At 49.7% G+C, this 12,114-nt stretch carries 9 protein-coding genes; 7 read left to right on the forward strand and 2 right to left on the reverse strand.

Going from position 1 to position 12,114, the window contains the following annotated elements:
• Positions 1–74: 74 nt before the first annotated feature.
• On the reverse strand, positions 75–1,433 hold the full coding sequence (locus ACR8BF_RS20560; RefSeq protein WP_434746056.1) for an esterase-like activity of phytase family protein: 1,359 nt from the start codon (positions 1,431–1,433) through the stop codon (positions 75–77).
• A 390-nt stretch (positions 1,434–1,823) separates the two neighbouring features.
• Between ACR8BF_RS20560 and ACR8BF_RS20565 the strand changes: the two genes are divergently transcribed.
• The 6 genes from ACR8BF_RS20565 to eptA all read left to right on the forward strand — a co-directional run bounded on the left by ACR8BF_RS20565 (position 1,824) and on the right by eptA (position 9,494).
• Positions 1,824–4,031, forward strand: coding sequence for a DUF4401 domain-containing protein (locus ACR8BF_RS20565; RefSeq protein ID WP_434746057.1), 2,208 nt, complete (start codon positions 1,824–1,826; stop codon positions 4,029–4,031).
• Positions 4,024–4,554, forward strand: coding sequence for a GDYXXLXY domain-containing protein (locus tag ACR8BF_RS20570; RefSeq protein WP_434746058.1), 531 nt, complete (start codon positions 4,024–4,026; stop codon positions 4,552–4,554). Before ACR8BF_RS20565 ends, ACR8BF_RS20570 begins: the two co-directional genes overlap by 8 nt.
• Before the next feature lie 692 nt (positions 4,555–5,246).
• A complete protein-coding gene (locus ACR8BF_RS20575) occupies positions 5,247–5,855 on the forward strand; it encodes a dTMP kinase (protein WP_434746059.1) in 609 nt (202 codons plus the stop codon).
• A gap of 71 nt (positions 5,856–5,926) precedes the next feature.
• Complete coding sequence (locus ACR8BF_RS20580) at positions 5,927–6,076, forward strand: hypothetical protein (RefSeq protein ID WP_434746222.1); 150 nt, start codon at positions 5,927–5,929, stop codon at positions 6,074–6,076.
• Positions 6,021–7,334: an NAD(P)/FAD-dependent oxidoreductase gene (locus ACR8BF_RS20585; RefSeq protein ID WP_434746060.1), complete on the forward strand. Its 1,314-nt coding sequence runs from the start codon at positions 6,021–6,023 to the stop codon at positions 7,332–7,334. The genes ACR8BF_RS20580 and ACR8BF_RS20585 overlap by 56 nt, the downstream gene beginning before the upstream one ends.
• Positions 7,335–7,844: 510 nt before the next feature.
• Positions 7,845–9,494 carry a phosphoethanolamine transferase EptA gene (eptA, locus tag ACR8BF_RS20590; protein WP_434746061.1) on the forward strand — a complete coding sequence of 550 codons (1,650 nt, stop codon included), beginning with the start codon at positions 7,845–7,847 and terminating at the stop codon, positions 9,492–9,494.
• A gap of 281 nt (positions 9,495–9,775) precedes the next feature.
• Here the strand turns inward: eptA and ACR8BF_RS20595 are convergent, their stop codons facing one another.
• Positions 9,776–10,345, reverse strand: a complete 570-nt coding sequence (locus tag ACR8BF_RS20595) for a DUF4142 domain-containing protein (protein WP_434746062.1) — start codon at positions 10,343–10,345, stop codon at positions 9,776–9,778.
• 1,116 nt (positions 10,346–11,461) lie between these two features.
• On the opposite strand from ACR8BF_RS20595, the gene ACR8BF_RS20600 reads away from it, so the two are divergent.
• Positions 11,462–11,962: an anti-virulence regulator CigR family protein gene (locus ACR8BF_RS20600; RefSeq protein ID WP_434746063.1), complete on the forward strand. Its 501-nt coding sequence runs from the start codon at positions 11,462–11,464 to the stop codon at positions 11,960–11,962.
• Positions 11,963–12,114 lie beyond the last annotated feature (152 nt).

Here is a 12,114-nt window from a genome sequence, read left to right on the forward strand (position 1 = left end):
CTCGGGCTGCTGCATCCGGCTCTTTAACAGCAGGTGATGCAATTAAGGGACACAGCCCGGTTTAGGGAGATCGTTTATTTAAGCGGTTCCGCCAGTGTTATTACCCACAACTCGCTGTCCACCTCAGGTTTCTTCAGCGGCTTCAGGCCAATAGTCGTTGGGACTGGCTTATCATCTATCGTCAGTGTTCCGTGATCCGTCACCCGATAATCCTTGCGCTTCTTACCTTCAACCGGATTTTGAATGACTGCTTTCACACCGAAGTCGTTATCATTGGTGACCGCCAGCATTTTATTGTCGATCAATGCCAGCCCTTCGGCCTTTTCCTGCTGCCAGCCGAGTTGACGTAAATCGACCACCAGCGATTTCGCTGCGAGCTTAATACCGCGCTTCGCCAGCGTTTTCTCGTCGTCAAACTCCGGATACTCGCCAGGCTTATCAAATGCGGAAAGCTCGGTAGCCTCGCTCAGATTCACCTTATAGATAAGGTTGCGCATCGCGTCGTTTTTGTCGGTGCCCTGCTCTATCAGCAGGAGTTGCTGATTGTCGAGCGCCACGATATCGCCAATTTTTGCGTCACTGTTTTTACTGTAAGCCTCGCTGTCAACAGGATAGCCATACATCGCGGTTTTTCCGGTCGCTGGATCGAAGCTAACCAGCCGTGTAAAGCGCGCCTGCTTTTTACTTTTACCGTCGATATCCAGCGTGCTCTGCACCGCAGCGATGATACGCCCATCCGGCATCCGGGTGATCCCCTCAAAGCCACGATTAGGCTGACGCCATTTAAGTATGTTCGGCAGACCGCCCGCGATAGATTTTTCACCGTCGGCTGCCTGAGGCCCATGCATCGCCAGAATTTTACCGTGCTCATCAACGTTAATCAGGAACGGGCCATACTCATCGCACAGCCAGTATCCGCCCTTCCCATCCGGCGCAATACCTTCTGTATCCAGACCGCGGTTATCACCCTGCAGGACTTTCAGCGTATCGCTTAATGCGATTTCATTGGTTGCTCCAATGACGCCATCCTGCAACGGCAATCCGTTAATGTTGCCCTTATCGTCATGCAACGGTCGGGCATCCGTGGCCTCGGCTTTGCCGTTCTGCACCCGAATGTTCATCAACAGTGGCGCGAAATCTGGCGTGACGAAGATTTTTGATTCCTGTTTACCAACGCCAGGCGAGTCGGCATTCGGTCCGCGATCGGTGACAGTCGCGAAGGTCAGCGCATTTCCCTGCCTGCCGGTAAACAGCAAACCCGAGCCAATACCCACTGGCAAACCCTGGGGAAACGCGCTGGCGAAGGCACCGTTGTAGCTTACGTGCGTTCCTTCTGGAAAACTGACGATATAGTGTTCGACCTTTGGCTGTGCCGCTAATGCTGATGAAGAGAGCGCGCAACCAATAACCAGAGAAATAGTTTTTATTTTCATATTTTTATATCCATAAAGAGAAGCTACGAGCGTAAAGAATAAAAATGACAGAAAAATGAAATCTTTGGGAAACATGGGCTGCTACGAGATGGATTAATTCGCCATGACTGAAGCAGGGTGAAACAGTCTGTTCAGACACAACGGTCCGGATTCTTACATCGGTAAACGCAGATGTTTCTGGTCAGCGATACTCATGATCATAAGCATGCAATGGATCTCGCAGAGTTCCCCCTCTCCTTTGATTTACGCTGTTATATCCCGGAAAAGATGTTTACATTTGTGCAGCAAACTTATCTGCTGCTCAGCAGAGCAACTCATGGATTGATCACAGGGAAAAGCAGTGGTTAACGTCATCATCAAAGTCACACCGCAAACAGAGGCAGGGAAAGTATGAGGGAGATTGCACCCGATGGCATAACCGGAATGCCGTCACGGACGGCAGCGTATCTTTGCCGTCAGATCGCTGAACTGGTGAAAGCCGGAAGCCTTACACCGGAGACATGCCAGCGTATCTATACTTTCTGTGGTATCAGGCCGTCAGATAATCAGTGGCGTCAGTTTCTTATCCCGGTGCTTTGCTTTCTGGGCTTACTGTCACTGGTTGCTGGCGCGGTGTTCTTTATTGCCTGGAACTGGGTCTGGCTGCCGAAGATGGCGAAATTTGCCCTGGCTGAACTGCTGATCGTCGCGCTCTCGGTATTGGTCTGGTGGCGATGGTATAGCACGCTGGCTCGCAGCGCATTGCTGGCGGCAGGTTTAGGGTTCGGCGCCCTGTTTGCACTCTACGGGCAGATTTACCAGACCGGAGCTGACAGCTGGGAGCTCTTCAGGGCCTGGTTATGCGTTCTTTTGCCGCTGGCGCTGATTGCCCGGCAAAACAGCCTGTGGTTTTGCAGCTGGCTGGTCGCTAACCTGGGGTTTCAGCTCTATTACACCACGTTACCCGCGTCACTGCTGGATCTCGCTGTCTCTGACAACGTTACCCGGATCCCGACGGCTGTGCTTCACAGCTATCTGGCGCTGCTGGCAGCCTGCCTGATTGTCCGGGAAGCGCTGGCCTGGCGGGCGATTACGCATCACCCTGAGAACTGGCTGGCAAGCCGCTGGTTCTCACGCGTCATGGCAGGATTTTTACTGTTGCTGATGACCACCATCGTGGCCGGAAATCTTTCTGACTGGGAAGGGGCTAACCACGTTACGTCTGTTACGGTCAGCTGGATGATCACCCTGCTGGCAGGCTATTACCTGTACCGTTATCGCTACGTGGACCTTTGCATGCTGACGCTGGGTGTTGCCAGTCTGACCGTTGTGGGCTGCGCGCTGATCATGCAGCTATTCCTGCTGGTCTATGATACGGGTGACCTGTTTCTGACCGGTGCACTGATGATTTTCTGGGTATTGGTAAATGGTTCTATCCTGCTGAACTGGCAACGCAAACTGGCTGAAAAGGGGCCAATCGATCTGGTTTCTGCCAGGCTGACCTCACTGACAAGCACCTTGCGTCAGCAGGGTTTGCTGAGCGCCTCACAGATTGAGGAAATTAAGCAACGCGGTCACGCATCGGATCTGCCCTGGTATCTGAGGCTCGCGCTGAGTGTCGGAGGCTGGATCGCAGCCATCATCATTCTGTTACTGATGGCGCTGGTGCTCTATGCCGCTGACTTACTCGACGATCCGAATTCTGCCACACTTATTCTTCCTTCACTGCTGCTCGCCGTCATTGCGCGAGGCCTGTTACGCAATGAGCGTGATGGTAAACATCACCTCGGGCTGGCGTGGGCTATTGCGGCAACGTGCGGGCTAATCTTCGGCGTTCTGCTGCAAATCCAGAGCAGTGACTTCAGCTTTATGATGCTAGGTTCATTGTGTGCCTTGCCGATTCTTGCCGTGATGGCCGTGTCGATGCCTGACCGCACCTACCGTTTTATGGCCATCACGGCCATGACCTTTTTTCTGGTTCTGGCGGGCTATTCACTGGCCCGGCTGACCCTGTCGCCGACGGCGGGTCACCTTGCTGTTTCCATACTGGTGGCGGCGGTCATATTTCTGTGGCTAGGGATTGTCAGCCATCAACTGAGGTTACAGGCTGGGCCGTATGCTGACGCGGTACCTCCCCTGCTGTATGGCATTCCGGCTGGTCTGATGATGCTGAGTTTCCTGGGAATAAACGCGGCGTTTATCACGGATTTGTTCTGGTCCGCTGCGCAGTTTGCTACGCTTCAGTCTGCTATGGGCACAGGGATCGCGGCAGGTTTAATGCTGAGTGTGCTCAGTCAGAGAAGGAACGGCCAGCCGCTGTTTTCGATAATCACACTGCCCGCGGCCCTGATCTGCGGTGCTGCCGCTCTTTTCGCACCGGGTATCGGGCTGGGCTTGTGGCTGATTCTGATGGCGCGTTATCAGGGAAGTCCGGGATTGCTGGTGGTCAGTAGCGGTTTTATGGTGCTGTATGTCATTGGCTGGTATTACTTCCTGGAAGTGACGCTGTTGCAGAAATCCCTGCTGCTGCTGGTGGGCGGTCTGGTTTTACTGGGGCTGGCATGGGAAGTCAAAAAAGTATTACCTGCACAGATTGGAGGTGCCCGTGAGAATGCGTAAACAGAGCCGATGGCTGGCAGCCGCGGTAATAGTGCTGGCGCTGATAGCCGTCAATGTCAGCATCTGGCAAAAAGAGCAGCTGCTGAAGCAAGGCGCGGTCATGATTTTACCTCTTGCCCCGGTTGACCCACGATCCCTGATGCAGGGCGACTACATGGCACTGAATTATGCCCTTACCCGCCCTCTGGAGTTGACGTTGTATCAACAGGCTGAGGCCTGCGGTGCGATACTGTCAGCGCCATGCCTGCCCACCAGCGGAACACTGATTGTTGATCTCGATGCACAGCGTCATGCGACTCAGGCCCGATTTGATCAGGGTGAACCTCTGCAACCAAATCAGCTGCGGGTGAAATACCATCAACATAATGGTTCGCTGACCGTCGGCACTAACGCGTATTTCTTTCAGGAAGGTCATGGCGAGCGTTTTGCGCAGGCCCGTTTTGGAGCATTCCGGGTGGGGAGCGATGGCACGGCACTCCTGACGGATCTGCTTGATGAGCAGGGTAAGGTGATTCAGCCTTAAGGGTACGGGATGCTTAAGGGTCTGAATGAATTTTTGCTTTGTTCCGCGCGCGGTATTTAAAATCCTGTACGTCGCTGGCAATTCATTAACCAGAAGTCCAAACCCCCGGCTCTCTTCGCTGCGAACTGAATACCGGACTGACTGGCGTGCCATCAGGTTTTTCCCAACGCTGAATTGATATATTCTCACCCGCCTTCAGTTCGGCCTACCCTCACCCACTTCCCGTCCAGAAGTACAAGGGAGGTAAAGCGATGACGCCAAAAGTACCCGGTAAAATTCAGGTCGTTCTGCTGGATGATCGGCCGCCAGTTTTAAAGCGGTCTCCAGTTTGGTTTACTTTTCGTCAGACATCAAAGCCACCTTTCACAGGATTAATAGAAGCAATCTAAAGAGGCGCTATGAGCATAATCGAGACGTGTATTGCTCACCAGACTCCAGCCTGTGCTGGAGGTTTCCTTTAACATCGCGTTACTTCAAATGAAGGCGTGGATTTGAATAGATAAAACAGAGACAGACACTCGCGGGATTTTTTCCGTTTTATTGACGCGTCCCTTAAACTACACCGTACTGATCTCAATCCATGCGCTTATACGGCCTCAGCGAACGACGTAAGCTCAGCTTTATCAGGTAAAAAACATGCTTTTGGCAAGTACCCGCTATATAAACTCCCCGACTCCCTTGTCATCGGGATCATGAGTCGTCAGCTTTTTGTGACTCTGGATGGGCCCAAGGGAACCGGTAAAACCACCCTGCTGGAGTCCATTACGCAAGTGCTAAGAGCAGATAACAGGAAGGTGATCCGAATTAGCGAGCAAAAAAGCGATCCCTTCAGGGCGGAATCCATGACGCTGGTCAACCGACTTGCCAGAGATCCCTCCGTCGATCTGGAACGGGAGATTTGTGAACGCTTTGCTTTAAGCCGTGCCTGGATTTCACAGAACGTACTCACTAAGCAGCCCGAGAACTGCATTATTCTGATGGATCGCTGGTATCCGTCGGATGCCGCATTTCGACGAATGGTGCCTTTCGCGGAGATAGTGCAGCTAAATATAGAGCACAACGTGCGAGCACCAGATCTGCATGTCGGGGTGGTCACGGCACCAGAGGTTTCATGGGAACGAGCCGCAGTACGTTCGCGGGGGCTGGGAAGTACGGTGATCCACCGCCTGGAAGAACATGTCGCCTGTACCCGTGCTTTTGAGCAGGAAGTTGTCAGCCATGGCTGGTTTTTATGTCGCAATGAAGGAAGTATCGAAGAAGCAACAATGCAGATAGTGCCTGAAATCAACAGAATGCTTTGACGCCCTGCAAAGATCTTTACGCGTCCGCCCCTCTTTACCTGTTGAGTAATAATTCTCCACCAGAATTATACTTGTCTGAAATCAACAATGGTCAGGTTACCGCTGGTAAAGCCATCCTGCTTTCATTTATAAAATGGCTTTATTTTTCAGATAAGGCACAGGGAATTGCGCTACGCATCAATACCATTCAATCAAAATCAACTGGGCTGGCCTGCGGGTGAGCGGTGTTTTCCGCCGCAGCCCATGTTGCGGGGGGATATTACTGCCGACTGGGTCATTGTCGGTGCGGGATTTGCCGGTGTTGCCTTTGCCCGCCGCCTGGCTGAAATTAATCCCACCCTGAAAATCATCATCGTAGAGGCGCACTGCATGCGGGAAAGCGCATCGGCACGGAATTCTGGTTTCGTTATCGGCCTGCCTCATAATATTGGCAGCTCTACCGCTGAATTAAAAAAGGCTAACGCCTACCGGAATTTGCTACAGGAAGGCATTCGTCAGCTGGAGCAGATTATTTCACAGCATGATCTTCAGTGCGACTGGGAACAGGTCGGTAAATATCACTGTCAGGCCGCGAATAGCAACGATCGTGTTTTGAAAGCGTACGCCAGCCATCTCGATTTAATGAATGAGTCGTGGCAGATGTTAAGCAGCGAAGAGCTGTACCCTAAACTCGGCACGCGCTTTTACAGCAAAGGAATATTCACGCCAGGTTGCGTATTGGTTAATCCGGCGCAGCTGATTGCCGGCCTGAACCATTATTTACCTGAAAATGTTCAACGTTACGATAATACGCCAGTACTGGGTATTCGTTATGGCAGCGTGGCTGAAGTGCTGACGCCATTTGGCGTGATCAAAACACCAAAAGTGATGCTGGCTACCAATGCACTCTCGCCAGAGCTGCGTCCGGGACTCTCGCGTCAGGCCGCTATGGCCACGTTTGCCAGCATGACCGATCCACTGACAGATGAACAACTCGCGACCCTTCCTCCTATGCAGAGTTGGGGGCTGACGCCTGTCAATGCCATTGCCGGAGCAACCTTCCGTTTCACAACAGATCGCCGCTTCCTGATTCGCCAGCATGTAATACCCGCGCTTAAAGGTCAGGTGAGTAACGCCGAGACTTACCAGGCGACTCAACTGCATCAGCGTTTATTTAATAAAGTCTATCCGACCCTGAGCAGTGTCAAGCTATCTCACACATGGTCCGGTACCATCAGCGTTACGCGGAACGGCGCGCCTGAATGGGGCATGCTGAACAAATTTGTTTGCACGGCGGGTGGCTGTAACGGTGCTGGCGTTTCTAAACAGACCGTAGCAGGCAGTCTGCTGGCAGATTTCATTATGAAGCAGGATAACCCGCATATTGCGGATATGTTGTCGCTGGGAAAAGCCAGTTTTATGCCACCCTCACCGGCGCTGGATATCGGCATTGCGTTTTCTCTGATGAAAGAGCGTTTTTCTGGACGAAAAGAGGTGTAACTGTTCCTGGTAAAAACAGACGGGGAGACCCGTTCGCTTTCTACCCGGATTGAGTCTTTTCTGATGAAGCCGATTGCGTATGACGCAGGGCTAATATTACAGAGGATAGACTGAACGGGCGCTGACTCTTTTTATTTTATAGATTCCTGTCAGATACCAGACGTTCAGCGTCTCTCAAATTGTTCTGTAATCCCCCAGCCACACTAATCAATTTCAGGACCTCAGTTTAATTAATGAGATAAAGATCACAAAAACCCAAGATATACCGCACAAACTGTAGCAATAAGTTCATTTTAGCTTCACATTAGCTAATGTGAATACGCAAACTTTCAGGCACCCGCCATGCTCAAATTTTCATTAAGCGAATGTTTTTCTTTGGCTATTTCAGTATTTACTGTGCTGAGCTTCATCTATCTGTGGTATATGGCACATAGTTTTTATTAATTTTTACTAATCAATTTTAAAAACAATCTTTTTGGATCCACTTCTTCAAGGTTACGGAATACCTTTATGGTACGCTTCAGAATGAGTCAGCCTGTATTGCCCCGCATTACATTCATCCTGTTATTCTCACTCTATATTTCTGTTTTTCTCAATTTCGCCTTTTACCGCCAGGCTTACTCGCTTATAGAGATAAACGGGCTTAGCAAATATCTTTTTTTCCTCTCCATGCCAATCGTCGCTTTCTGCGTCATTAATATTGTGCTGACGCTTGCCTCATTTTTGTGGCTGGACAGGATAACCATTGCACTGTTTGTCATTGTCTCCGCTGCGGCTCAGTACTTTATTCAGCATTATGGCATCGTCCTTGATCGCTCAATGATCACCAATATGGTGGATACCACGCCAGCAGAAAGTATGGCGCTGCTGACACCAAAGATGATTGCGGTGATATTTTTTACCGGTATTTTTATGGCTGCTCTGGCCTTCTGGCCTGCGTTTAAAAAGTCGGTTCCGGTATGGAAAGGCGTGATTCAGCGCGCGGTGAGTCTGTTGATTTCTGTTGCACTGATAGCCATCATAGCCATGTTGTTTTATAAGGATTACGCCTCACTGTTTCGTAACAATCACGAGCTGGTGAAATCCCTGAGTCCGTCGAATTTCATTGCCGCCTCGCTCTCTTACTACAATCACCGCGAGCGGGCCAATCTTCCGCTGGTGAAAATAGGCGAAGATGCCCGTCAACTTCCGATCATGCTTAATGGCCCCAAAAAGAATCTGACCATTCTGGTGGTGGGTGAAACATCTCGTGCCGCCAATTTTTCTCTGGGCGGATATCCACGACCGACCAACCCCTTACTGGCAGAAGAAGACGTTGTTTATTTTCATGACGTCTCCTCCTGTGGTACCTCTACGGCTGTCTCTGTTCCCTGCATGTTCTCCAACATGCCGCGCAGACATTATGATGATGCTCTGGCCAGCCATCAGGAAGGATTGCTGGATGTGATTCAGCGGGCAGGTCTGAGCGTTTTGTGGCATGAAAATGATGCGGGATGCAAAGGGGCCTGTGATCGGGTACCTAATCAGGATATGACTGCCCTGAATCTTCCGGGAATGTGCATTAAGGGCGAGTGCTATGACGAAGTGCTTTTCCATGGCCTGGAGGCGTATATCAACCAGCTTCAGGGCAATGGCGTTATCGTACTGCACACAATTGGCAGTCACGGCCCGACCTACAATCATCGGTATCCCCCGACATTCGGCAAATATACGCCCACCTGTGAAACCAATCAGATTCAGGAGTGTTCGCAGGACCAGCTGATTAATACCTATGACAATACTATCCTGTATGCGGATTACATCGTCGATAAAGCGATTGAGTTACTCAAAGCCCATCAGGAGAAGTTTACCACCAGCCTGGTTTACCTTTCGGATCATGGTGAGTCACTTGGCGAGAAAGGTATTTATCTGCATGGCCTGCCCTATGCTATCGCACCAGAATTCCAGACCCGTGTGCCGCTGCTGATCTGGCTGTCGCCCGACTACCAACAGCGTTATGCGGTGGACTATGGATGTCTGAACCAGCAAGCAACCACGCAAAAATATTCTCAGGACAATCTGTTTTCAACCCTGCTGGGTATCACCGGCGTTCAGACCCGGGAATATGTTGCGTCGGACGATATACTGGCGACATGCAGGAATAAGCCTGGTCAAAAATAAGCGTGATAAAACCCACAGTGGCTAAATACCGGCAACGCCTGTCAGAGTCTGACCGTTAAGCACAGACATTGCGCTAAGCGATCCACGATCTGTTGCCGTTTAATTTGCCTTAACGCTATAAAAGAATCGATCAGTGTATCAGGCAGACCATCACAATCGAGCCTGAAAGCCACGTAAGTCAGGCGAAACAGTGTGTTGAGCCAGGCAGAACAAAAGGGGTCCGGTCAGCAGGGTTGGGTGTTAACCGGAAAACCTCTTCATTTAACAACTGGCGAACTGCCTTACATCGCCATATGTTCGGCAGACTTAAGGTGTTGCTCTACAACAGGGGTGTGCGCTTCAGCCAGCGCCCTGACATCCGGATCTTTGATTTTCATCGCGTCACTCTTCAGCGTCGATAGCACCATTTTATGGTCCTTGACGCCGGCGTTTTCCATATACATCCGGTCAAAAGCGCCGCCGCTCTGTTTTTCAAGTTTAGTGGCCATGGCTTTGTGTTTGGTGTCCGGCTCGGTAGGGAGCGTCACGCCTTTTTGCTTAGCGACTGCCTTAACTTTCGTCAAAGCGTCACCATGGTCTCCGGCCATTTTTTGTGCAAACGTTTTGACTTCAGCGCTTTGAGCCTTATTTAACGCAATTTTAGCGGCAGCAATTTCATTGATATTAGCCTGAGCCATATCTTTCAGCGCTTTTTCGTCGCCCGCGCTGAGCTTATTATTCGCTATGGTCTGCTCTGCGTTACCGCCCTGTGGGGCGCTTGTCTGGGTCTGGGCCTGTACGCTGAAAGTGCTAAATACAGTGACGACGGCTGACAGAGCCAGCAGCCCTTTCAAGGTTTTATTCATTTGCATTTTGTACTCCTGAATGTCATGGATAAGGCGCATATCAGAAAAAATCTGACCGGCCTCAGATAGAACTCAGAAACGAAATAATCTATTTGATCACTCAACGTATTGAACCAGCCACTCAGATTGCAATACCAAAAAAGGTGGCAGAAATTTGGGTAACAAAGAAATGAAAATTGCAGGCGCCACATATTGGGCAGCGCAACTTTCAATTAAACATGATGCCGTGCATGAATAACGGGTTTCACACATTCCCTTCGTGCGCTTTGCCTCCGCTACGGCCTGATACGCTTTTACGACCGGCTTAAACCTGTCTTTCTGGATTGTTTGTGAAATTCACGCTGCTGCACTTCCCTCCTTTACTTCACGCTACTTTCCGCTTGCGCAACACGTCGTGGGTTTTCCGCAAAAATACCCGTTCCGCTTTGATGACGGGTCATGTTTTATAGCTTGTTTAACGCATCCTTACATTACAGATAAGCGTCGTAGCAATGTCAGATAATCGCAAATATAAACAATAAACTGCAGCTGCACACCAATAATGACCCAAACCTTTCGGCTCGTTTAATGAGCAATTTTTTTCTTTGATAAGCAAAGAGTTGAGGGCGAAATTTATGCAGAATATGAAAATATCGTACAGCTTGCCTTTGCACCCTTTTAAGATTATTCTTAATAAGGTTGTGTTTTTCGACCGCTAAATTTTTTGTAATGCGTTTATCTACAGTAAACTCATACAACAAAGTTCAGCCCAGGTTTTTCTTCGCAGTTGGATGAACACGACTGGAATCCGCTACAGCGTGCGTGCAGTAGCGCTTCAGAGCTTTCATTAACGTTCTGTGGACCGCGATATCGCTAAAGTGGCTTACTGTATCAAAGTTATTCAAATGAATGATTATGTCTATGAAGAAATGAGAATTTAATCAATGCAATGCTGCTTAACTCCGCGTTCATTCCGTGGCAACAAAAGTATAAGATTACACTTCCCTACTGCTACAGAAACAGTAGAGTGGAAGCACAGTTAACATAGTGACGATCTTTTTATCTAAAAAAGACAAAACTGTTAATATCGCCGCCTCGTTTTTTATTTCATACACGCACTGAAAAAAACTAAGGAAAGAGAGCATGCTAAAACCTCTTGTTTTAAAATCAGCAATCGCGTTGGTTATATTTTTTACAATTTTTGCTGAGCCCGTTTATGCAACCCCTGGAAACGGCAACGGTAATGGCGGCCAGGGCAATGGCAACCAGGGCAATAGCGGTAAAAACAGAGAGCATGGAAATAAAGAACAGGGTAATCCCGGCGCAAAAGACAAACACGGAAATCGTAAGCACGATGGGCAACCCGATCACGTTGAGTCAGATATCAACTTCTCTCTTGCGCGTAATCTTGCCGTCAATCATGGACTGGTTGGCTATCAGTCCCTTCCGCCAGGAATAGCAAAAAAAGTTGCTCGTGGTAAACCTTTGCCTCCGGGTATTGCCAAAAAAACGTTGCCTCCATCAATGATAAATGAACTGCCCTATTATCCTGGCTACGAGTGGCGAGCCGTAGGAGATGACCTGGTGCTTATTGCTCTAAGCACCGCTATCGTAACCGCCGTCATCAATGGTGTCTTCGACTAACCACATTTTAGTGATTCAGTGTAATTAAGCCTGAACCTGACTGAATGTCCTGTTCCTGTTATTTAGCTGCCATGGGTAGTCACGATTACAACTCTGTTATTTACCGGGATTGCCTGTCGCATTCAGTTGCGCAGAAATTATAAATCACTCGA

This window comes from Candidatus Pantoea rara (assembly GCF_051136265.1).
Classification (GTDB): Bacteria; Pseudomonadota; Gammaproteobacteria; order Enterobacterales; family Enterobacteriaceae; genus Pantoea; species Pantoea rara.

Bases quoted from the DNA above. Each gene is read 5' to 3' on its own strand.
- ACR8BF_RS20565 (WP_434746057.1), top strand. From the start codon at position 1,824: ATGAGGGAGATTGCACCCGATGGCATAACCGGAATGCCGTCACGGACG.
- ACR8BF_RS20575 (WP_434746059.1), top strand. From the start codon at position 5,247: ATGAGTCGTCAGCTTTTTGTGACTCTGGATGGGCCCAAGGGAACCGGT.
- ACR8BF_RS20595 (WP_434746062.1), bottom strand. From the start codon at position 10,345: ATGCAAATGAATAAAACCTTGAAAGGGCTGCTGGCTCTGTCAGCCGTC.
- eptA (WP_434746061.1), top strand. From the start codon at position 7,845: ATGGTACGCTTCAGAATGAGTCAGCCTGTATTGCCCCGCATTACATTC.
- ACR8BF_RS20570 (WP_434746058.1), top strand. From the start codon at position 4,024: ATGCGTAAACAGAGCCGATGGCTGGCAGCCGCGGTAATAGTGCTGGCG.
- ACR8BF_RS20600 (WP_434746063.1), top strand. From the start codon at position 11,462: ATGCTAAAACCTCTTGTTTTAAAATCAGCAATCGCGTTGGTTATATTT.
- ACR8BF_RS20560 (WP_434746056.1), bottom strand. From the start codon at position 1,433: ATGAAAATAAAAACTATTTCTCTGGTTATTGGTTGCGCGCTCTCTTCA.